Here is a 21622-nt window from a genome sequence, read left to right as displayed (position 1 = left end):
TCCGTCCGCCTGAGCTGGACCGCGGCCACCGACGACAAGGGCGTCAAGAACTACGACGTGCTGCGCGACGGCACGAAGGTCGCCACCGTCGAGAAGCTGGCCTACACCGATACCGGCCTGACGAAGGACACCGACTACACCTACACGGTCGTCGCCCGCGACACCGCCGACCAGACCGGCCCCGCCAGCACCCCCACCACCGTCCGCACTACCGGCGGCGGACAGCCGGGTGACACCCCGCCCTCCGCGCCCGGCAAACCGGTGGCGAGCGACGTCACCGACACCTCCGTCCGCCTGAGCTGGACCGCGGCCACCGACGACAAGGGCGTCAAGAACTACGACGTGCTGCGCGACGGCACGAAGGTCGCCACCGTCGAGAAACTCGCCTACACCGACAGCGGACTCACCAAGGGCACCGACTACACCTACACGGTCGTCGCCCGCGACACCGCCGACCAGACCGGCCCCGCCAGTGCCCCCACCACCGTCCGCACCACCGGCGGCGGCGGACAGCCGGTCGACGCCGTCAAGCTGGGCTACTTCACCGAGTGGGGCGTCTACGACCGCAACTACCACGTGAAGAACCTGGTCACCTCCGGTTCCGCGAGCAAGCTGACGCACATCAACTACGCCTTCGGCAACGTCCAGGGCGGCAAGTGCACCATCGGCGACGCCTACGCGGCCACCGACAAGGCGTACACCGCCGACCAGAGCGTGGACGGCGTCGCCGACACCTGGGACCAGCCGCTGCGCGGCAACTTCAACCAGCTCAAGAAGCTCAAGGCGAAGTACCCGAACATCAAGATTCTGTGGTCCTTCGGCGGCTGGACCTGGTCCGGCGGCTTCACCGACGCCGTCAAGAACCCGGCCGCCTTCGCGGATTCCTGCTACCAGCTGGTCAACGACCCGCGCTGGGCCGGCCTCTTCGACGGCATCGACCTGGACTGGGAGTACCCCAACGCCTGTGGGCTGACCTGCGACACCAGCGGCCCGGCGGCCTTCGGCAACATGATGAAGGCCATGCGCGACAAGTTCGGCAAGCAGCTGGTCACCGCGGCGATCACCGCCGACGGCTCCGACGGCGGCAAGATCGACGCGGCCGACTACGGCGGCGGCTCGCAGTACGCCGACTGGTACAACGTCATGACGTACGACTTCTTCGGCGCCTGGGACAAGACCGGCCCCACCGCCCCCCACTCGCCCCTGACGTCCTACCCCGGCATCCCGAAGCAGGGCTTCAACACCGACGCGGCCCTGCAGAAGCTCAAGGCCAAGGGCGTGCCCGCGAAGAAGCTGCTGATCGGCATCGGCTTCTACGGGCGCGGCTGGACCGGCGTCACCCAGGACGCCCCCGGCGGCACCGCCACCGGCCCGGCCCCCGGCAAGTATGAGGCGGGCATCGAGGACTACAAGATCCTCAAGGCGAGCTGCCCGTCCACCGGCACCGTCGCCGGCACCGCCTACGCGCGCTGCGGCGGCAACTGGTGGAGCTACGACACCCCGGCGACCATCACGGGGAAGATGAACTACGCCAAGCAGCAGGGACTGGGCGGCGCGTTCTTCTGGGAATTCAGCGGTGACACGGCCGACGGTGAACTGATGACCGCGATCGACAGCGGCCTGAAGTAACCCGGCCACACCCCCCGACCGGCCGGGGAGGCGGTGTCGCCCCCGCCTTCCCGGCCTCCGGCCGGTTCAGCCGAACAGCCTCAGGCCACGTTCACTCTCCCCCAGACTCCGTCCGGGGGAGAGCTCCTTTTATTTAAGCCACATTGACTCGTTGCCCAGGAGGCGCAGCCTCCAGCCAGGCCAGGAAGCCCGTCAGGGCGTCTTCGCTCATGGCCAGCTCCAGCCTCGTACCGCGGTGGCGGCAGGCGAGCACGACGGAGTCCGAGAGCAGGGCCAGCTCCTCCTCGCCCTGCGGGGTGCGCCGCTCCAGCACCTCGATGGAGAAGCGCTCCAGGACACGGCGCGGACGGGGCGCGTACGAGAAGACGCGGAACCACTCGACGCGGTCACCGTTGTAGCGCGCGACGCCGTAGATCCAGCCTTTGCCGCTGGGCTCGGCCTCCTCGTCGGGCACGTTCCACCGCAGACTGCAGTCGAAGGTGCCGCCGGAGCGCTGGATGAGCCGTCTGCGTAGTCCGAAGACGAAGAGCCCCAGCAGCACCAGTACGACAACCGCGCCGCTCACAAGCAGAGCGAGGACCATCTCCACCGACCTCCTCGCCTCGTATCCGGGGAACGCACCTGCATTGCCTCAGCCGCGGACCGCCCTGGTGGAAACCAGCGCAGCCCGCGGCTGAGGGACTTGCCTCGTCGGTGGTGGGCTCAGTGCACGCCCGCCACCGCGCGCAGCCGGACATCGGCGCGGCGCTCGGCGGCCGCGTCGGCCTCCGACTTCGCCCGCTCCAAGGCCCGCTCCGCGCGCTGGACATCGATCTCGTCCGACAGCTCGGCGATCTCCGCGAGCAGAGACAGCTTGTTGTCGGCGAACGAGATGAAGCCGCCGTGCACGGCGGCGACGACGGTGCCGTCACCGTCCTCGCCGGTCGTACGAATCGTCACCGGGCCGGATTCCAGCACGCCGAGCAGCGGCTGGTGCCCCGGCATGACGCCGATGTCGCCCGACGAGGTGCGCGCGACGACCAGGCTGGCCTCGCCCGACCAGACCTGACGGTCGGCGGCGACCAACTCGACGTGCAGCTCAGCCACGATGGCTCCTCGGGTCTCCACCTGCCGGGTGCGGCAGATGTTGGGTCAAATACTAGTGGTCGTACGGACCGGGGGCGGCCATGGCCGCCCCCGGAACGAGGCCGGCCGTCAGGAGACGCCCAGCTCCTTGGCGTTCGCCTTCAGGTCCTCGAGGCCACCGCACATGAAGAACGCCTGCTCGGGGAAGTGGTCGTACTCACCGTCGGCGATCGCGTTGAACGCCGCGATGGACTCGTCCAGCGACACGTCCGAGCCGTCGACACCGGTGAACTGCTTCGCCACGTGGGTGTTCTGCGACAGGAAGCGCTCGATGCGGCGGGCGCGGTGGACGGTGAGCTTGTCCTCCTCGCCCAGTTCGTCGATGCCGAGGATCGCGATGATGTCCTGCAGGTCCTTGTACTTCTGCAGGATCGTCTTGACCCGCGAGGCACAGCTGTAGTGGTCCTGCGAGATGTAGCGCGGGTCCAGGATGCGGGACGTCGAGTCCAGCGGGTCCACCGCCGGGTAGATGCCCTTCTCCGAGATCGGACGCGACAGAACGGTGGTCGCGTCCAGGTGGGCGAAGGTGGTGGCCGGCGCCGGGTCGGTCAGGTCGTCCGCGGGGACGTAGATCGCCTGCATCGAGGTGATCGAGTGACCACGGGTCGAGGTGATGCGCTCCTGGAGGAGGCCCATCTCGTCCGCCAGGTTCGGCTGGTAACCCACCGCGGACGGCATGCGGCCGAGCAGGGTGGACACCTCGGAACCCGCCTGGGTGTACCGGAAGATGTTGTCGATGAAGAAGAGGACGTCCTGCTTCTGGACGTCACGGAAGTACTCCGCCATCGTCAGGCCGGCCAGCGCCACGCGCAGACGGGTGCCCGGGGGCTCGTCCATCTGGCCGAAGACCAGCGCGGTCTTGTCGATGACGCCGGAGTCCGTCATCTCCTCGATGAGGTCGTTGCCCTCACGGGTGCGCTCGCCGACACCGGCGAACACCGACACACCGTCGTGGTTGTTGGCCACGCGGTAGATCATTTCCTGGATGAGGACGGTCTTGCCGACGCCCGCACCACCGAACAGACCGATCTTGCCGCCCTTGACGTACGGGGTCAGCAGGTCGATGACCTTGACGCCGGTCTCGAACATCTCGGTCTTGGACTCCAGCTGGTCGAAGCTGGGGGCCTTGCGGTGGATGGGCCAGCGCTCGGTGACCTCGACCGTGGACGGGTCCACGTTCAGGATCTCGCCGAGGGTGTTGAACACCTTGCCCTTGGTGACGTCGCCGACGGGCACGGTGATGCCCTTGCCGGTGTTGGTCACCGCGGCCTGGCGGACCAGACCGTCGGTGGGCTGCATCGAGATCGCGCGGACCACGCCGTCACCCAGGTGCTGGGCGACCTCAAGGGTCAGCGTCTTCTTCTTGCCGGCCTCGGCCGGGTCGAGGACCTCGACGGTCAGCGCGTTGTAGATGTCCGGCATCGCGTCGACGGGGAACTCCACGTCGACGACCGGGCCGATGACCCGCGCGACGCGGCCCGTCGCCGTGGCCGTCTCAACAGTGGTGGTCATAGTTGTCAGTCACTCCCCGCGGTCGCGTCGGCCAGTGCGCTCGCGCCACCGACGATCTCGCTGATTTCCTGGGTGATTTCGGCCTGGCGGGCCGCGTTGGCAAGCCGCGAGAGCGACTTGATGAGTTCTTCCGCGTTGTCGGTCGCCGACTTCATCGCGCGCCGCGTGGCGGCGTGCTTCGAGGCGGCGGCCTGCAGCAGCGCGTTGTAGATGCGCGACTCGACGTACCGCGGCAGCAGGGCGTCCAGGACGTCCTCCGCCGACGGCTCGAAGTCGAACAGCGGCAGGATCTCGCCCTTGGCCGACTCCTGCGCCTCCTCGGCCGTCTCTTCGAGGCTGAGCGGCAGCAGCCGGTTGTCGACCGGCGTCTGCGTCATCATCGAGACGAACTCGGTGTAGACGATGTGCAGCTCGTCCACGCCGCCCTCGGCCGTGTCCTGCTGGACGGCGGCGATCAGCGGCCCGGCGACGGCCTTGGCGTCCGCGTACGTCGGGCTGTCGGTGAAGCCGGTCCACGAGTCCGTGACCTTGCGCTCACGGAACGAGTAGTACGAGACACCCTTGCGGCCGACGATGTAGGAGTCGACCTCCTTGCCCTCGGCCTTGAGCCGCTCGGTGAGCTGCTCGGCGGCCTTGATGGCGTTGGAGGAGTAGCCGCCCGCCAGACCGCGGTCGCTCGTGATGAGCAGCACCGCGGCCCGCGTGGGGTTGTCCGCCTCGGTCGTCAGGGCATGCTTGGTGTTCGAGCCGGTGGCAACCGCCGTCACCGCGCGGGTCAGTTCACTCGCGTACGGCGTCGATGCCGCCACCTGGCGCTGCGCCTTGACGATGCGCGAGGCGGCGATCATCTCCATCGCCTTGGTGATCTTCTTGGTCGCGGTGACGGAGCGGATGCGACGCTTGTAGACCCGGAGCTTGGCTCCCATGGATCAGGTCCCTTCCGTCGTCACTTGCTCGTGCTGACCGGAGCGTCCTCACCGAGAAGCTTGCCGTCCGAGGTCTCGAACTGCTGCTTGAAGGCGGTGACGGTGTCGGCGAGAGCCTGGATGGTGTCGTCGGACATCTTGGCGCCCTCGGCGATGCTGGTGAGCAGCTCCTTCTTCTCGCGGCCCATCCAGTCCAGCAGCTCGCGCTCGAAGCGGCGGACGTCCTCGACCGGGACGTCGTCCATGTGGCCGTTGGTGCCGGCCCAGATGGAGACGACCTGCTCCTCGACGGGGTACGGGGCGTACTGACCCTGCTTGAGCAGCTCGGTCATGCGCTGACCACGGGCGAGCTGGGCCTTGGAGGCCGCGTCCAGGTCGGAACCGAAGGCGGCGAACGCCTCCAGCTCGCGGAACTGGGCGAGGTCCACGCGGAGCCGGCCGGACACCTGGCGCATGGCCTTGTGCTGGGCCGAGCCACCGACGCGGGAGACGGAGATACCGACGTTCAGCGCCGGGCGCTGGCCCGCGTTGAACAGGTCGGACTCCAGGAAGCACTGGCCGTCGGTGATGGAGATGACGTTGGTCGGGATGAACGCCGACACGTCGTTCGCCTTGGTCTCGACGATGGGCAGGCCCGTCATCGAGCCGGCGCCGAGGTCGTCGGAGAGCTTCGCGCAGCGCTCCAGCAGGCGGGAGTGCAGGTAGAAGACGTCACCCGGGTACGCCTCACGGCCCGGCGGGCGGCGCAGCAGCAGGGACACGGCGCGGTAGGCGTCGGCCTGCTTCGAGAGGTCGTCGAAGATGATCAGGACGTGCTTGCCCTGGTACATCCAGTGCTGGCCGATGGCCGAGCCGGTGTAGGGCGCCAGGTACTTGAAGCCCGCCGGGTCGGACGCCGGGGCGGCGACGATGGTGGTGTACTCCAGGGCGCCGGCCTCCTCCAGCGCGCCGCGCACGGACGCGATGGTGGAGCCCTTCTGGCCGATGGCGACGTAGATGCAGCGGACCTGCTTCTTCGGGTCGCCGGAGCGCCAGTTGTCGCGCTGGTTGATGATCGTGTCGACGGCCAGGGCGGTCTTGCCCGTCTGGCGGTCGCCGATGATCAGCTGACGCTGGCCGCGGCCGATCGGCACCATCGAGTCGACGGCCTTGTAGCCGGTCTGCATCGGCTCGTGGACCGACTTGCGGACCATGACGCCCGGAGCCTGGAGCTCCAGGGCGCGGCGGCCCTCGGACTCGATCTCGCCGAGGCCGTCGACCGGGTTGCCCAGCGGGTCGACGACGCGGCCGAGGTAGCCCTCGCCCACGGCGACCGAGAGCACCTCACCGGTGCGGCGCACCGGCTGGCCCTCCTCGATACCGCTGAACTCACCGAGGACAACCGCACCGATCTCGCGCTCTTCCAGGTTCAGCGCAAGACCGAGCGTGCCGTCCTCGAACTTCAGCAGCTCGTTCGCCATCGCCGAGGGAAGACCCTCGACCTTCGCGATGCCGTCACCGGCCTCGCTGACCGTCCCGACCTCCTCGCGCGAGGCCGCGTCCGGCTTGTACGCCTGGACGAAGTTCTCCAGCGCGTCCCGGATCTCCTCCGGCCGGATCGTGAGCTCCGCCATCTGGGTTCCCTGCTCTCCTTGTTGGGCCCGTCGTCGTTTACGGGGGTCGTGTACGTCCCCCGCCGCAGGCAGGGGCGGTTGCCCCCGTGATGTCACTGCGTCCACGGCCCAACTCGGGCCGCCGTACTACTTCTTGAGTTGGTGGGTGGGTCAGCCGGCCATCCGCCGGGACGCCTCGTCGAGGCGCTCCGCGATGGTGCCGTTGATGACCTCGTCGCCGATCCGGACCTGCACTCCGCCGAGGACCCCGGGGTCCACGTCGAGGTTCAGGTGGACCTGCCGTCCGTACACCGAAGCCAGTGCCGCGCCGAGGCGCTGCCGCTGGGTGTCGCTGAGCGGAACCGCGGAGGTGACCACCGCGACCATCCGGTCCCGGCGCGCCGCGGCCAGCTTCGACAGGGCGTCCAGCCCTGCTTCCAGGCTACGGCCCCGCGGCTGTGCGACAAGCCGGACCACGACCCGCTCGGTGACCGGGTTGGACCGGCCGCCCAGCAGCGAGCGCAGCAGCTCGGCCTTGGCCGGGCCCTGCGCGGTGCGGTCGGTCAGCGCGGCCCGCAGGTCGTTCGACGAGGCCACGATGCGGCCGAACCGGAACAGCTCGTCCTCGACGTCGTCGAGGGCGCCGGCCCGCTGCGCCGCGACGAGGTCGGCGGAGTACGCCAGCTCCTCCGTCGCGTCCGCCAGGTCGCGCGAGCGCGACCAGCGGGAGCGGACCATGCCGGAGAGCAGGTCGACGGTCTCGCCGCCGACCTGGCCGCCGAACAGACGCCCGGCCAGCTCGGCCTTGGCCTCGCCGGCCTGCGCCGGGTCGGTGAGGACCCGACGCAGCGACACCTCGCGGTCGAGCAGAGCGGTGACGGCAGCCAGCTCCTCGGCGAGCTTCGCGGCGTCGACGGCAGTGTTGTCCGTCAGCGCGTCGAGCTGCTCGCGTGCGGAGGCGAGTGCCTCGCGGCTCGCTCCATTCATCGGCCGGCCTCTGCCTTCGTCGAGTCCGACGCCGCCTTGGCCTCAAGCTCGTCGAGGAAGCGGTCGATGGTCCGGCTCTGGCGGGCGTGGTCCTCAAGGGACTCGCCGACCAGCTTGCCCGCCAGGTCGGTGGCCAGCTTGCCCACGTCCTGGCGCAGCGACTGCGCGGCCTGCTTGCGGTCCGCCTCGATCTGCGCGTGGCCGGCAGCGATGATCTCCTCGCGCTGCCGCTGGCCCTCGGCGCGCATCTCGGCGATCAGGGTCGCTCCCTGCTCCTGCGCCTCCTGGCGCAGCCGGGCGGCCTCGTGGCGCGCGTCGGCGAGCTGGGACCGGTAGTCCTCCAGGACCTGCTGGGCTTCGGCCTGTAGGGCATCTGCCTTCTCGATACCGCCTTCGATCTTCGCGCGGCGCTCGTCCAGAACCTTGTTGATGTTCGGGAGGAGCTTCTTCGCGAGGAAGCCGAAAACGATGAAGAAAGCGATCAGGCCGATGACCAGCTCTGGAATCGGCGGGACGAGGGGGTTCTCAGGAACCTCCGCCGCCATGTTCACCAGGGCGCTCACATCAATGCCTTCCGTCTAAGTGGCGTCGTCGGTGCGTTCCGTGCTTAGGACGGGTACGCGTAGCCCATGACGATGCCGATGAGGGCGAGCGCCTCGCAGAAGGCGAAGCCCATGATCTGGTTGGTGCGGATCAGGCCGGCGGCCTCGGGCTGGCGGGCCAGGGCCTGGGTGCCGTTACCGAAGATGATGCCGACGCCGACGCCGGGGCCGATGGCGGCGAGGCCGTAGCCGATCGAAGCGACGTTGCCAGTGAGGCCGGCGGCGAGTTCGAGAGTCGCGGACATGCCGTGTCTTCCTTCTCTTTCATGGACCGGTGGGGGTTGGCCACCGGACGTCTGGTGGGACTGCTGGAGTACCTGGGGGCTCAGTGGTGCTCGGCGAGCGCGCCCTGGATGTAGTTACAGGCCAGGAGCACGAAGATGTACGCCTGGATGGCCTGGATGAAGAGCTCGAAAGCCGTCATCACGATGGTCATGACGAACGAGACGCCCGCGTAGGCGATGCCGATGCCGTTCAGCAGGTACCAGCTGGCGACGGTGAACATCAGGATGAGCATGTGGCCGGCGAACATGTTCGCGAACAGCCGGACCGCGTGCGTGAAGGGCCGGATGATCAGGTGCTGCAGCAGTTCCAGGAACATGATCAGCGGGAGGACCCAGCCGAGCGACTTGTCGTAGCCGGTGAGGTTCTTCAGACCGCCGACGAAGCCCTGCCTCTTGAACGTCAGCACGAGCCAGGTGATGTAGACCACCAGGGCCAGACCCATGGGGAACGCGATGACCGACGTCACCGGGAACTGGGCGACCGGAATGATCGACCACAAGTTCATGATCCACACGAAGAAGAACAGCGCGACCATGAAGGGGACGAACTTCTCGCCCTCCTTCTTGCCGAGCGCGTCGTAGACGAGCCCGCGGCGCACGAAGTCGTAACCCGCCTCACCGATCATCTGCAGCTTGCCGGGCACCACCTTGGCGCGGCCGAAGGCGGCCCAGAAGAACGCCACGATGATCACCGTGCTGACCAGAGCCAGCAGCATCGGCTTGTTGAACTCGTAGCCACCGATGGTGAAAAGGGGCTCGAAGACGAACGAATGAAGGCCCGGGGCCTCGAAGCCACACCCCGGGATAAAGAGGTGGCACTCCGTGTCGAGGGCGAGCATCGTTTCAGCACTCACCGCGAGCTCCTTCAGCGTGGCGCATGGGTACGGCAACCTCGTTGTGTCGGCGCGGCATTGAGCCACGGTGCGGCACTGGACTGGTCTTACGGATTGGGGGGCAGCTGACCGGCGCGGGGCCGGGTCGGTTCACAGGCGTCGGCCGGGCCCGCAACCGGTTCCCTCGTTCGGGACCTGGAAGCTCGGCCACCTGCGCCGACTGCGCCGCAGTTGGCACCGGACGATAGCAGGCTCTCGCGTGGGCTTTTATTCCGGCCCTACGCCTCACGTCCGCGACCCCGTGGTTTCCGCCTTCTTCGACTCGGCGGATTCGGGATTCACGTAGAGAATCCTTGCCTTCATATAGCTGCGGGCCTGGAAGGCGATCCACACCAGGACCGTGGCGAGCAGGGTGAAGGCGAACGCCCTGACGTTGAAGAGCGTGGTGTCCTTGAAGACGATCATGAAGATCGCGACCGCCAGGATCTGCACCGCGTACAGCAGCAGCCCCATCATCTGGAACAGATCGGGGAGGCGTTTCGCGGTCTGCTGGAGGACTACCAGGCCGGACCCCATCAGCACCAGGACCAGCACCGTTGCGATGAGCGCACCGATCGCCCCCTGCCCGCCCGCGACCACAGCACTGATCGCGACGCCGACGGCGCCGGCGGCGAGTGAGGGTACGGAGACATTGGCAAGTAGGCGGGCGTCAGTGGACTGCATGGCGGCGCTCCGGCAGGAAAATGGGGGTGGTGTCGTCAGGGACGAGCGTAGACCCGGCCTGAGGGAGAACCTGAGGCCGATGGACCGTCGCACTACGGTCCTTCGGCTCTGTCGCCGGGTTTCGTGAACGGTATCACAAACTATTTGATGAGGTCTTTACCTGCTCGGTGTGCTACCCGTCACACGTGAGCAGTAATCCGCGCGTTGGAGCGCGACACGCTCATCTTCTGTCTGCTATGAGGCCCATTGGGTGGATTTTCGAGTGTCGCTCGTGCGAGCGATACACCTCTTCAGCGATGGCTTCCGGCCTTCCGGCGGTCCGTGAAGCGCGACCGGTCGCCGATCGCGGTGGCCCCGTGGATCCCCGCCGGCACCGGCTGCCGCTCCCCTTCCTCGCCCGCCGCGCCGCGCGCATCGTCCGGACGCCCGGCCTCCCCGATCGCCGCGCTCTCGGCGGCCGCGCCGGCCACCGCCGCCGCCTGCACACTGCGGCGGTACCGCGGCGGAACCATCCACTCCGCCCAGCGCGGCGCCCGCGGCGTGAACCGCGGCAGCAGCAGGAGCACCAGCCCGATCGCGCTCAGCAGCACGATGCCCATCACGACCCACACGCTGGCGTTGTTCACCGAGTACGCCACGGCACCGAAGGCGATCAGCGCGGACCAGAAGTACATGATCAGGACGGCCCGGCTGTGCGAATGGCCGATTTCCAGCAGCCGGTGGTGCAGGTGGCCGCGGTCGGCGGCGAACGGCGACTGGCCCTTCCACGTACGGCGCACGATGGCCAGCACCAGGTCCGCGACCGGCACCGCGATGATCGTCAGCGGCAGCAGCAGCGGGATGTAGACCGGCACCATCGCGTGGGTGGCCTCGCGGACACTGCCCGCCTTCAGGTTGAGCAGGTCCGGGTCCACCTGGCCGGTCACCGAGACCGCGCCGGCGGCCATGACCAGCCCGATCAGCATCGAGCCCGAGTCCCCCATGAAGATCCGCGCCGGGTGCATGTTGTGCGGCAGGAAGCCCAGGCACATGCCCATCAGGACGACCGAGAACAGCGTCGCGGGCGCGGCCGCCTCGATGCCGTACCCGAACCACATCCGGTACGCGTACATGAAGAAGGCCGCGGCGGCGATGCACACCATGCCGGACGCCAACCCGTCCAGGCCGTCCACGAAGTTGACGGCGTTGATGGTGATGACGACCAGAGCGACCGTCAGCAGCGTGCCCTGCCAGGGGCTCAGCGAGACGGTGCCGATGCCGGGCACCGGAATCCACAGGATCGTCAGACCCTGAAGGACCATCACACCGGCGGCGATCATCTGCCCGCCCAGCTTGACCAGCGCGTCCACGCCCCACTTGTCGTCCAGCACGCCCAGCACCCAGATCAGCGCGGCGCCCGACAGCAGCGCGCGCGGCTCGTTGGAGTGCTCGAAGACGGACTTGAGGTTGGTGAGGTGGGCGGCGACCAGCAGACCCGCGCACAGCCCGCCGAACATGGCGATGCCGCCGAGGCGCGGGGTGGGTTCGCGGTGTACGTCGCGCGCGCGGATCTCCGGCATCGCGCCTGCCGCGATGGCGAATTTCCGTACCGGCCCGGTCAGGAGGTAAGTGACCGCGGCCGTGACGCACAGCGTCAGCAGGTATTCACGCACGGGCTGCCCCATTGGTATCGCTGGCCATCACAGCCACACACCATATGCGTGTCCGCCCCCTATCCGTGAACGTAAGGGAAGACAACCCGCTCCGGCGAACGGTTCCCGGCCTCAGTCCCGATCGGGATATGGCGGAAAGCGCCGGACCAATGCCGCGGTCCTCTCGCGGGCCCGCGGGTCCTCCCGGACGGCCGCCGCGATCAGCGCGCCGGCCTGTACGGCCTCCTCCTCGCCCATCCCCTGGGTGGTGAGGGCCGCGGCGCCCAGCCGCAGCCCCGGCCTGCGCCCTGACGGGTCCTCGGCACACGGCAGCGCACAGGTGTCCAGCACGATCCCCGCCGCCGCGCAACGCCCCCTGGCAGTACGGGCGTCCACCCCCAGCGGCGCCGGATCGACGGTGATCAGGTGGGTGTCCGTACCCCCGGTGGTGACCGTCAAGCCCTCCCCCTCCAGAGAGGCGGCCAACGCCCGCGCGTTGGCGACGGCCTGCCGGGCGTAGGCCGCGAAGCCGTCGGTGGCGGCCTCGCCGAAGGCGACGGCCTTGGCGGCGACGGAGTTCATCTGGGCGCCGCCCTGGGTGAAGGGGAAAACGGCCCGGTCGATGCGCTCGGCCAGCTCGGCGCGGCACAGGATCATCCCGCCGCGGGGGCCGCGCAGGACCTTGTGGGTGGTGGCGCACACGACGTCCGCGTACGGCACGGGGCTGGGCGCCACGCCCCCGGCGACCAGCCCGATTGGGTGGGCGGCATCCGCGATGAGGTAGGCGCCCACCTCGTCGGCGATCTCGCGGAAGACGGCGTAATCCAGGTGCCGCGGATAGCAGATCGAGCCGCAGACGATGGCTTTCGGCCGGTGGCGGCGGGCCAGCTCGCGTACCTCGTCGTAATCCAGCAGCCCGGTGTGCGGATCGACGCCGTACCCGGCGAAGTCGAACCAGCGGCCGGAGAAATTGGCGGGCGAACCGTGGGTGAGGTGCCCGCCGTGCGGCAGCGCCATGGCCAGGACGGTGTCCCCCGGGCGCAGCAGGGCGGCGTAGGCGGCCAGTACGGCCGAAGAGCCGGAGTGCGGCTGGACATTGGCGTGCTCGGCGCCGAACAGGTCCGTGGCGCGCTCCACGGCGAGGCGCTCGGCGAGGTCCACGACCTCACAGCCGCCGTGGTGCCGGGCGCCGGGGTAGCCCTCGGCGTACTTGTTGGCGAGCGGGGAGCCGAGGGCCGCGAGCACGGCCCGCGAGGTGAAGTTCTCGGCGGCGACGAGCTGCAGCCCGTCGCCCTGCCGGGCCGCCTCGCCCAGCAGCACCCCGGCGATCTCCGGGTCCTGCGCCAGCAGCGCGGCGAAGTCGGGGCCCCAGGAGGGCGCCGCGTAGCCACCCGCCCGCCGGGCATCCGTGGTCTCGCTCCGGGGTGACGCGGTGGTCGCGGACATGGCTGGCTCCGGTCCTCGTAGGAACGTAGTCCCAATGTAGGCGCGGGGCGGCATTCGAGCGCGCCGGAAGTGGCGCTTGGGGGCGGGGGTGGCGGTGGGGCGGGACCGGCTGCCCGCCCTACAGGCCGAATCGAACCTGATCATCCCCCCAGCGGGGGCTTACCCAAGGGCCGCCGCGACGAAGCCCCCGCGGCCCGAGACCGGGACGGGGCCGAGACGAAGCCGGGCCAGGGCCGAGGCGGAGCCGAGCCAGGGCCGAGGCCGGGACGGGGCCGAGACGAAGCCGGGCCAGGGCCGAGGCGGAGCCGAGCCAGGGCCGAGGCCGGGGCCGGGCCGGGGCCGAAGCCGGGGCCCGGTGCCGCCTCACAGGCCGAATCGAACGTGATCATCCCCCCGACGGGGGCTTACCCAGGGGTGGCCGCAACCAAGCCCCACAACCGAGCCCCGCAGCCAACCGCCCGACCACCCGACCCGCCCGGCGCCCCCAGCCCTTCAGAGCGCCTGGGAGCGCCTCGGAGCGCCCTCCACGCCGTCCAGAGCGCCCTCCACGCCCCCAGAGCAGCGTCGGCCGCCCCGGCCACCCAAAAGGGTCAGGCGCGGGCCGGAACTCCCGTCAGGGCGGTCACCACGGGGTCCAGCGCCTGGTTGATCTCGTCGCCGATGGAGCGGAAGAACGTGATGGGCGCGCCGTACGGGTCGTACACCTCGTCCGCCTCCGGATTCGGCGCCAGCAGCCAGCCGCGCAGCGCGGCGGCGGCGCCGACCAGGGCGCGGGCGCGCTCGACCAGGCCGCCGCCGGGCAGCGCCGGGTCGGGCTCGGGCAGCGTCGCCGGGTCTATGGCCCGTACCAGCCGGTTGAACTCCTTCAGCGTGAAGGTGCGCAGCCCCGCCGAATGGCCCATGGAGATGACCTGGGCTCGGTGGTCGCGGGTGGCGGTCAGGACGAGGTCGGCCCGGATGACGTGCTCGTCCAGCAGCTCGCGGCCGGTGAAATCGGCCGGATCCGCTCCGTAGTCGGCCAGAACGGTGGCGGCGTGGGTCTCCATGGGCGCGCCTTCGTGGCCCCAGGTGCCGGCGCTCTCCACGACCAGGCCGCCGCGGTCCTCCCCCAGACGCAGGTCGAGGGCGTGCCGGTGGAGCCGCTCGGTGATGGGCGAGCGGCAGACGTTGCCGGTGCTGACGTGGAGGATGCGGAAGGTGCGGTAGGTGTCCTCGCCGGGTCCCGCTATGCCACGCCCCAGGGGGGCAATCAATTCGCCACCTCAAGGTCCGGTACCACCTTGCGCAGCTCCTCCGCGCTGATCGCGCCCTCGCGCAGCAGCATCGGCACCGGGCCCGTGACGTCCACGATGGAGGACGGCACGGCGGCGGGGGTCGGGCCGCCGTCCAGGTAGACGGAGACGGAGTCGCCGAGCATCTCCTGGGCCGCGTCGCAGTCCTGCGGCGACGGGTGGCCGGTGAGGTTGGCGCTGGAGACGGCCATCGGGCCGAACTCGGTGAGCAGCTCGATGGCGACCGGGTGCAGCGGCATGCGGACCGCGACCGTGCCGCGGGTCTCGCCCAGGTCCCAGGTCAGCGACGGCTGGTGGGTGGCGACCAGGGTGAGCGCGCCGGGCCAGAAGGCGTCGACCAGTTCCCACGCCTGTTCGGAGAAGTCCGTGACGAGCCCGTGGAGGGTGTTCGGGGAGCCGACGAGCACGGGCGAGGGCATGCCGCGCCCGCGGCCCTTGGCCTGAAGCAGGTCACCGACGGCCTCGGCACTGAACGCGTCCGCGCCGATGCCGTAGACGGTGTCGGTCGGCAGCACGACCAGCTCGCCGCGACGGACGGCCGATGCGGCCTCGCGCAGACCGGTCGCGCGGTCGGTCGCGTCGCTGCAGTCGTAACGCCGTGCCATTTAACGGACCTCCTCGTGCGGAACAGACAGATGACTCGTGGGGGCCGGGCTCGTCATGGCGTCGCCCTGCGCGCGGTGGCGAAGCGGGGCCGGTTGTTCAGGTCGGGGTGGTCGGCCGCGTCGGCCCAGCCCCGCTCCTCGGTGAAGATCCACGGAACCTGGCCGCCCTGGGTGTCGGCGTGCTCGATGACCACGACGCCGCCGGGCCGCAGCAGGCGGTGTGCGGTCCGCTCGATGCCGCGGATGGTGTCCAGGCCGTCCTGGCCCGAGAACAGCGCGAGCTCGGGGTCGTGGTCGCGTGCCTCGGGTGCGACGTACTCCCACTCGGTCAGCGGGATGTACGGCGGGTTGGAGATGACCAGGTCCACCTGGCCGTCCAGCTCGGGTAGCGCGGTCAGCGCGTCGCCCTGCTGGAGAACGACGCGGGACCCCTCGACGTTCTTGCGTGCCCACTGCATGGCCTCGTCCGACAGCTCCACGGCGTGCACGCGCGAGCGCGGCACCTCCTGGGCCAGGGCGAGCGCGATGGCTCCGGAGCCCGTGCACAGGTCGACGATGAGCGGTTCGACGACGTCCATGGCCCGTACGGCGTCTATCGCCCAGCCGACGACGGACTCGGTCTCCGGGCGGGGTACGAAGACGCCGGGGCCGACGTGCAGCTCCAGGTAGCGGAAGAAGGCGCGCCCGGTGATGTGCTGGAGCGGCTCGCGGGCCTCGCGGCGGGCGACGGCCTCCCAGTAGCGGGCGTCGAAGTCCGCGTCGGGGACGCGGTGCAGTTCGCCGCGCTTGACGCCGTGGACGTGCGCGGCGAGCTCCTCCGCGTCGAAGCGCGGTGAGGGTACGCCGGCGTCGGCCAGCCGCTGGGTGGCCTGGGCCACCTCGGCGAGCAGCACGGTACGGGGACTGGGCCCGCGGCGGGGCCGCTGGGGGTCGTGGCCCCCGGAAGGCGACGGCACGCTGTTCCTCCGGCTCGTTCTACGGGCGTGGTACGGACGTTTTACGGGCTTACTGGGCGGCGGCCAGCTTGGCGGCCGAGTCGGCGTCGACGCACGCCTGGATAACCGGGTCGAGTTCGCCGTCGAGGACCTGGTCCAGGTTGTACGCCTTGAAGCCGACCCGGTGGTCCGAGATCCGGTTCTCGGGGAAGTTGTACGTCCGGATGCGCTCGGAGCGGTCGACGGTGCGGACCTGGCTGCGCCGGGCGTCCGAGGCCTCCTTCTCGGCCTCCTCCTGGGCGGCGGCCAGCAGCCGCGAGCGCAGGATGCGCAGGGCCTGCTCCTTGTTCTGGAGCTGGCTCTTCTCGTTCTGGCAGGAGACGACGATGCCGGTGGGCAGATGGGTGATGCGCACGGCGGAGTCGGTGGTGTTGACCGACTGGCCGCCGGGGCCCGACGAGCGGTAGACGTCGATGCGCAGGTCGTTCGGGCCGATCTCGACCTCGACCTCCTCGGCCTCGGGCGTGACGAGCACGCCGGCCGCCGAGGTGTGGATGCGGCCCTGGGACTCGGTGGCGGGCACCCGCTGGACGCGGTGCACCCCGCCCTCGTACTTCAGGCGGGCCCACACGCCCTGGCCGGGCTCGGTGGCGCCGTTGCCGCCCTTGGTCTTCACGGCGACCTGGACGTCCTTGTAGCCGCCGAGGTCGGACTCGTTGGCTTCCAGGATCTCGGTCTTCCAGCCGACGCGCTCGGCGTAGCGCAGGTACATGCGCAGCAGGTCGCCGGCGAACAGCGCGGACTCCTCGCCGCCCTCGCCGGCCTTGACCTCCAGGATGACGTCCTTGTCGTCGCTGGGGTCGCGCGGTACGAGCAGCAGCCGCAGCTTCTCGGTCAGCTCCTCGCGGGTGGCTTCGAGGTCCTTGACCTCGTCGGCGAAGTCCGGGTCGTCGGCGGCCAGTTCGCGGGCGGTGCCGATGTCGTCGCCGGTCTGCTTCCAGGCGCGGTACGTGGTGACGATCGGGGTCAGTTCGAAGTAGCGCTTGTTGAGCCGCTTGGCCTCGCGCTGGTCGGCGTGGACCGCGGGGTCGGCCAGCCGCTTTTCGAGATCGGCGTGCTCGCCGATCAGTTCCTCGACCGCCTCGAACATCGTGGGGTTCCTCACCTGGCTGTGTATACCGGTTGCCGGCACCTGTGCGGCGCGCTGCCGCGGCCGCGGACCTCCGGCGGGATCCGTGGCCTGGACGACAAAACGCCGGTCCGGCCGCCCCTCGGAGGGGCGACCGGGAACCGGCGCCTTGCGGGTCGCTACTTCTTGGCGGAGCCAGCGGCCTTGCCGAAGCGGGCCTCGAAGCGGGCCACGCGGCCACCGGTGTCGAGGATCTTCTGCTTGCCCGTGTAGAACGGGTGGCACTCGGAGCAGATGTCGGCACGGATGGTGCCGCCGGCCACGGTGCTACGGGTGGTGAACGACGCGCCACAGGTGCAGCTGACCTGGGTCTCGACGTACTCCGGGTGGATGTCGCGCTTCAAGGGATTCTCCTAGGTTCGGGAGGGCTCCGGGTCGTTCCGCGGATTGCGTCACGTGAACCGGGGCCGACGGTCCAGTCTGCCAGGACTGGTCGCATCTCCCAAAACCGGGGTGGGCCGGGAGGTATTCCCCGGGGGGCCGGGGCTTCGGGAGATGCGCGGAAGAAACGGTTCAGCTACTTCACGTAACTGTCGGTTCCGCCCTTGTCACCTGCGGAATCCTTGATCGCTTCCTGGGGGATGTCCTGGTCCTGGCGCAGCGCGTCCCAGACCTGCTTCGACTGCTTCTCCAGCGGCAGGACGCGGGACGGGTTCTTCGGGTCGTACGTCACCGGCAGCGTCACCATGTCGATGCTGTCCGACCCGATGCCGCCCAGCTGCTTGGCGAGCCCCATCAGCGCGTTGACCGAGTTCAGGTCGGTGTCGGTGGTGATGGCCTTGGTGGCGGTGTCGGCGATGCTGTAGAGCTTCGCCGGGTTGGACAGCAGCCCGATGCTCTTGACCTGCTTCATCAGCGCCTTGATGAAGGTCTGCTGGAGCTGGATGCGGCCCAGGTCGCTGCCGTCGCCGCCGGGCACGCCGTGCCGGGTGCGGACGAGGCCGAGCGCGTCCTCGCCGTTGAGGGTGTGCTTGCCCGGCTCCAGGTTCAGGTGGCTCTTGTTGTCGTGGATGGGCTTGGTGGTGGTGATGTCCACGCCGCCGAGGGCGTCGATGAGCTTCTTGAAGCCGGTGAAGTCGACCTCGACGAAGTGGTCCATACGGATGCCGCTCATCGACTCGACGGTCTTGACGGCGCAGGCCGGCCCGCCGACCTCGAAGGCGGTGTTGAACATGGCCTTGCGCTGGCCCGGTATGTTCTTGCCGTCCTTGGTGCAGTCGGGGCGCTGGACCATGGTGTCGCGCGGGATGCTGACCACGCTGGCCTTCTTGTGGCCCTTGTAGACGTGCACGATCATCGCGGTGTCGGAGCGGGCGTTGCCCTCGTCCGTGCCGTACGAGCCGTTCGCGCCCGCCCGGGAGTCCGATCCCATGACGAGGATGTCCATCGACCCGTCGTCGTTGTCCTGCGGCCGGTTCTTGCCCAGGGCGGCGTTGATGTCGACGCCCTTCAGGTTGCCGTTGAGCTTGAAGTAGACGTAGCCGAGTCCGGCGCCACCGAGCAGCACGCAGCTGACCAGCGCGCACACGGTGATCGTCAGGGCGCGGCGGCGCCGGGTCGGGCCCTTGCGCCGGCGGCCCGTGGCGCGTATGCCGCGGGAACGGCCGGTGGCCGCCTTCGCGGCCTTGCTGCTGTCCGCCATCTGCTCCTCAGTCCTCGTTCTCTCGGCTGCCCCTCGCCGTCACCGTTCAGCCACGGTTTGTTGCGCTTTGAAAGACGGGGGGTAGACCGGAAGGGTTGCACAGCGGGATTGAGAGCCATTCTTAGAAAACGGCACCGCAGGGCTCCGGCGGCAGTGCACTACGTCCCTTGTGACCAGGACTTTCGTCCGGACCCGGGAAGTGGAGGGGAGGCGTCCGCCGACATTGTGCGTGTGCGCAAGGCAACAATCTGCGGGTTCTGCGGGCAGCGATAAGCCCTCCCGGCCACCGAAGTGACCGGGAGGGCTCTGCCGTACGGCTATGGCCGCATCCGGCGCTTGTACGAGCGCCTTCGCTCCGCTAGGGACCCGGGCGGGCCTCAGTCGTTGCCGTTGCCGTTGCCCATGCCGGGCGTCGTCTTCTGGATCTGGAGCAGGAACTCCGCGTTGGACTTCGTCTGCTTCATCTTGTCCAGCAGCAGCTCGATGGCCTGCTGCTGGTCCAGGGCGTGCAGCACGCGCCGCAGCTTCCAGACGACGGCCAGCTCGTCGCTGCCCATCAGGATCTCTTCCTTACGGGTGCTGGACGCGTCCACGTCCACCGCCGGGAAGATGCGCTTGTCCGAGAGCTTCCGGTCGAGCTTGAGCTCCATGTTGCCGGTGCCCTTGAACTCCTCGAAGATCACCTCGTCCATCCGCGAGCCGGTCTCGACCAGCGCGGTGGCCAGGATGGTCAGCGAGCCGCCGTCCTCGATGTTGCGCGCCGCACCGAAGAACTTCTTCGGCGGGTACAGCGCGGTCGAGTCGACACCACCGGACAGGATGCGGCCCGACGCCGGCGCGGCGAGGTTGTACGCACGGCCCAGACGGGTGATCGAGTCCAGCAGGACGACCACGTCGTGGCCCAGCTCCACCAGGCGCTTGGCGCGCTCGATGGCGAGCTCGGCGACGGTGGTGTGGTCCTCGGCGGGGCGGTCGAAGGTCGAGGAGATGACCTCGCCCTTGACCGACCGCTGCATGTCGGTGACCTCTTCGGGACGCTCGTCGACCAGGACGACCATCAGGTGGCACTCGGGGCTGTTGCGGGTGATCGAGTTGGCGATCGCCTGCATGATCATGGTCTTGCCGGTCTTCGGCGGCGCCACGATCAGACCGCGCTGGCCCTTGCCGATCGGCGCGACCAGGTCGATGATCCGCGGCGTCAGCGCGCCCGGCTCACCTTCCAGGCGCAGCCGCTCCTGCGGGTAAAGCGGCGTCAGCTTGCCGAACTCCGGGCGGCCGCGGCCCTGTTCGGGCGCGACGCTGTTGACGGTGTCCAGGCGCACCAGCGCGTTGAACTTCTCGCGCCGCTCGCCCTCGCGGGGCTGGCGGACCGCGCCGGTGACGTGGTCGCCCTTGCGCAGGCCGTTCTTGCGGACCTGGGCGAGCGAGACGTACACGTCGTTCGGTCCCGGCAGGTAGCCGGAGGTCCGGATGAACGCGTAGTTGTCGAGGATGTCGAGGATGCCCGCGACGGGGATCAGGACGTCGTCCTCGGAGACCTGCGGCTCGTTGCCGAAGTCCTCACGGCCGCGGCGGCCGCGCCGGTCCCGGTAACGGCCGCGGCGCCCGCGGCGCCCGCCCTCGAAGTCGTCCCCGTCCTCGTCGGCCCGGCGGTTGTCACGGTTGTCGCGGTTGTCGCGCTGGCGGTTGCCGCCGCCCTGCTGGTTGCCGCCGTCGCCACCGTCGTTGTTCTTGTTGCGGCGGTCGCGCTGGCCGCGCTCGCCGCGGCCCTGGCGGTCACCCTTCTGGCCGCGGTCCTGGCGGTCGCCGCGGTCCTGGCGGTCGCCCTTGCCCTGGCGGCCCTCGGCGCTGTCCGCCGCGGCCTCGGCCTTGGCGTCCTCGCGCGGCGCCGTACGGGTGTCGGCCTTCGCCTCGGCCTTGCCCTCGGACTTCGCCTCGCCGGCGCCGTCGGGGCTGCCCGCGGCGGCGGTGGCGCGGCGCCGGCGGCGCTCGCCGGCCGGCTGCTCGTCGGAGGCGGTGCCTCCCGGCTGGCCCGGGATGTCGATCTGCTGCTGGCCTGCGGAGCTGTCGGCGGCGGCCTTGTCCGCCTTGCCCGCGGCCTTGGCGTCGCCGTCCTCGCCCGTACGGGCCTTGGACGTGGCCCGGCGCTTGGGCTTGGTCTCGGTCTCGGCGGGCGCGTCGCCCTTGGCCGCGGCGCCGGAACCGGAGCCGGCGGCCTGCTTCTCCTTGATGACCTCGATCAGCTGGCTCTTGCGCATCCGCGCGGTGCCCTTGATACCGAGGCTGGAGGCGACCTGCTGCAGCTCTGCCAGGACCATGCCGTCCAGGCCGGTGCCGGAACGGCGGCGCCGCGCAGGCGCGGCGGGAGCGTCCGTGGCGGGCGCGGTGGCACTGCCATCGGTGCGTACGCCCATCAGATCGGTGGTGTCGCTCACGAAGGGTCCTTCCCTGGAGCGGGCGTCGGCCTGTCTGGCTCGGCGACCGGTTGTGCTGTCCGGCTGCGGTCCCGTACTTGCGGACCTGGCCGGGGCGGTGGTCCCGCCGGAAATGGCGGAGAGATCAGTTCATGGTTCCGGCGCGAAGAGCTGTCAGTGACTCATGTCCGTCACGCCGATTTCCGGAGCGTGCTCGCTTCTGCTCAGGCAACTGCTCCAAGCAGTTTGGGAGGC

20 protein-coding genes are annotated in these 21622 nt (G+C 69.7%); 1 reads left to right on the top strand and 19 read right to left on the bottom strand.

The window, feature by feature from the left end:
- On the top strand, positions 1 to 1629 hold a 1629-nt coding region (locus ACH4K4_RS13425; protein ID WP_398167057.1), incomplete at its 5' end, for a glycosyl hydrolase family 18 protein.
- A gap of 133 nt (positions 1630 to 1762) precedes the next feature.
- Here ACH4K4_RS13425 and ACH4K4_RS13420 read toward each other — a convergent pair.
- The 19 genes from ACH4K4_RS13420 to rho form a co-directional block, all read right to left on the bottom strand.
- On the bottom strand, positions 1763 to 2212 hold the full coding sequence (locus ACH4K4_RS13420) for a DUF2550 domain-containing protein (RefSeq protein ID WP_360132083.1): 450 nt from the start codon (positions 2210 to 2212) through the stop codon (positions 1763 to 1765).
- A 119-nt stretch (positions 2213 to 2331) separates the two neighbouring features.
- Positions 2332 to 2715: a F0F1 ATP synthase subunit epsilon gene (locus tag ACH4K4_RS13415; RefSeq protein WP_003981308.1), complete on the bottom strand. Its 384-nt coding sequence runs from the start codon at positions 2713 to 2715 to the stop codon at positions 2332 to 2334.
- A 108-nt stretch (positions 2716 to 2823) separates the two neighbouring features.
- On the bottom strand, positions 2824 to 4266 hold the full coding sequence (gene atpD / locus ACH4K4_RS13410) for a F0F1 ATP synthase subunit beta (protein ID WP_398167055.1): 1443 nt from the start codon (positions 4264 to 4266) through the stop codon (positions 2824 to 2826).
- 5 nt (positions 4267 to 4271) lie between these two features.
- On the bottom strand, positions 4272 to 5192 hold the full coding sequence (locus ACH4K4_RS13405; protein WP_360132089.1) for a F0F1 ATP synthase subunit gamma: 921 nt from the start codon (positions 5190 to 5192) through the stop codon (positions 4272 to 4274).
- A gap of 20 nt (positions 5193 to 5212) precedes the next feature.
- The gene (gene atpA / locus ACH4K4_RS13400) at positions 5213 to 6805 is read right to left on the bottom strand and encodes a F0F1 ATP synthase subunit alpha (protein WP_398167053.1); all 1593 of its coding nucleotides are present in this window, start codon (positions 6803 to 6805) and stop codon (positions 5213 to 5215) included.
- A 150-nt stretch (positions 6806 to 6955) separates the two neighbouring features.
- Positions 6956 to 7771 (bottom strand): F0F1 ATP synthase subunit delta, encoded by an 816-nt coding sequence (locus tag ACH4K4_RS13395; RefSeq protein ID WP_398167051.1) that lies wholly within the window; start codon positions 7769 to 7771, stop codon positions 6956 to 6958.
- The gene (locus ACH4K4_RS13390; RefSeq protein WP_398167206.1) at positions 7768 to 8316 is read right to left on the bottom strand and encodes a F0F1 ATP synthase subunit B; all 549 of its coding nucleotides are present in this window, start codon (positions 8314 to 8316) and stop codon (positions 7768 to 7770) included. Before ACH4K4_RS13390 ends, ACH4K4_RS13395 begins: the two co-directional genes overlap by 4 nt.
- Positions 8317 to 8378: 62 nt before the next feature.
- Positions 8379 to 8618 (bottom strand): ATP synthase F0 subunit C, encoded by a 240-nt coding sequence (gene atpE / locus ACH4K4_RS13385; RefSeq protein ID WP_030022192.1) that lies wholly within the window; start codon positions 8616 to 8618, stop codon positions 8379 to 8381.
- Positions 8619 to 8698: 80 nt separating this feature from the next.
- Positions 8699 to 9496 carry a F0F1 ATP synthase subunit A gene (gene atpB / locus ACH4K4_RS13380; RefSeq protein ID WP_030022193.1) on the bottom strand — a complete coding sequence of 266 codons (798 nt, stop codon included), beginning with the start codon at positions 9494 to 9496 and terminating at the stop codon, positions 8699 to 8701.
- A 279-nt stretch (positions 9497 to 9775) separates the two neighbouring features.
- Entirely contained in the window at positions 9776 to 10213 is a 438-nt protein-coding gene (locus ACH4K4_RS13375) for a hypothetical protein (protein WP_398167049.1), read from the bottom strand.
- Between the two features lie 290 nt (positions 10214 to 10503).
- Positions 10504 to 11877 carry an MraY family glycosyltransferase gene (locus ACH4K4_RS13370; protein WP_398167047.1) on the bottom strand — a complete coding sequence of 458 codons (1374 nt, stop codon included), beginning with the start codon at positions 11875 to 11877 and terminating at the stop codon, positions 10504 to 10506.
- Positions 11878 to 11976: 99 nt separating this feature from the next.
- Entirely contained in the window at positions 11977 to 13290 is a 1314-nt protein-coding gene (glyA, locus tag ACH4K4_RS13365; RefSeq protein WP_398167045.1) for a serine hydroxymethyltransferase, read from the bottom strand.
- A gap of 590 nt (positions 13291 to 13880) precedes the next feature.
- The gene (locus ACH4K4_RS13360; RefSeq protein WP_398167044.1) at positions 13881 to 14543 is read right to left on the bottom strand and encodes a protein-tyrosine-phosphatase; all 663 of its coding nucleotides are present in this window, start codon (positions 14541 to 14543) and stop codon (positions 13881 to 13883) included.
- The gene (locus tag ACH4K4_RS13355; RefSeq protein ID WP_398167042.1) at positions 14540 to 15187 is read right to left on the bottom strand and encodes an L-threonylcarbamoyladenylate synthase; all 648 of its coding nucleotides are present in this window, start codon (positions 15185 to 15187) and stop codon (positions 14540 to 14542) included. Before ACH4K4_RS13355 ends, ACH4K4_RS13360 begins: the two co-directional genes overlap by 4 nt.
- Positions 15188 to 15240: 53 nt before the next feature.
- Positions 15241 to 16080 (bottom strand): peptide chain release factor N(5)-glutamine methyltransferase, encoded by an 840-nt coding sequence (gene prmC / locus ACH4K4_RS13350; RefSeq protein ID WP_030017734.1) that lies wholly within the window; start codon positions 16078 to 16080, stop codon positions 15241 to 15243.
- 112 nt (positions 16081 to 16192) lie between these two features.
- The gene (prfA, locus tag ACH4K4_RS13345) at positions 16193 to 17272 is read right to left on the bottom strand and encodes a peptide chain release factor 1 (RefSeq protein WP_398167204.1); all 1080 of its coding nucleotides are present in this window, start codon (positions 17270 to 17272) and stop codon (positions 16193 to 16195) included.
- A gap of 158 nt (positions 17273 to 17430) precedes the next feature.
- Complete coding sequence (gene rpmE / locus ACH4K4_RS13340; RefSeq protein WP_003981327.1) at positions 17431 to 17655, bottom strand: 50S ribosomal protein L31; 225 nt, start codon at positions 17653 to 17655, stop codon at positions 17431 to 17433.
- Between the two features lie 173 nt (positions 17656 to 17828).
- Positions 17829 to 18953: an LCP family protein gene (locus ACH4K4_RS13335; protein ID WP_398167040.1), complete on the bottom strand. Its 1125-nt coding sequence runs from the start codon at positions 18951 to 18953 to the stop codon at positions 17829 to 17831.
- Between the two features lie 377 nt (positions 18954 to 19330).
- Positions 19331 to 21388 (bottom strand): transcription termination factor Rho, encoded by a 2058-nt coding sequence (gene rho / locus ACH4K4_RS13330; RefSeq protein ID WP_398167039.1) that lies wholly within the window; start codon positions 21386 to 21388, stop codon positions 19331 to 19333.
- Between the last annotated feature and the right edge of the window lie 234 nt (positions 21389 to 21622).

It is taken from the genome of Streptomyces sp. NPDC017529, from assembly GCF_044329785.1.
In the GTDB taxonomy this organism is placed as follows: domain Bacteria; phylum Actinomycetota; class Actinomycetes; order Streptomycetales; family Streptomycetaceae; genus Streptomyces.
The sequence above is the reverse complement of the archived record's forward strand: the minus strand, read 5'-3'. Positions and strand labels throughout refer to the sequence as shown.